The organism is Mesorhizobium sp. WSM4848, assembly GCF_055811375.1.
On the sequence record NZ_JBVVPX010000136.1, the window covers coordinates 1 to 338 of the forward strand.

Consider the following 338-nt stretch of genomic DNA (forward strand, 5'->3'; position numbering starts at 1 on the left):
TCCGCGCCGAGCGAAAAGCTCTCTTGTCGGCAACGGACCAGTTGAGCCGTTTACCCGATGACGTTCTTGGCGACATCGGCATCTCACGTGACGAAATCATGTCCGCTTTGCGAAGCCGCGCCATCCGTCATGCGGAGGCAGGCGCGGCCGGCACGACGATCGAGCGCACTAGGATCGCGTCGGCCTCGATCCCGAAACGGTTGGCCGCCGGCAGTGGCTACGCCTCGGCCGAGATCCCCTTTGGCTGGTCCACGAGCACGGGATCGAGCCTTACATCGCGGCTTCGACAAGCAGCGGCGCGCGGACGGGACCTTCGAACGGCACTACACCTGCGACCC

General features: G+C 65.1%; 1 pseudogene. It reads left to right on the forward strand.

From position 1 onward, the window contains the following. Positions 1–23: 23 nt before the first annotated feature. Positions 24–338 (forward strand): annotated as a pseudogene (locus tag AC0L16_RS33660) (hypothetical protein); the annotation flags it as partial.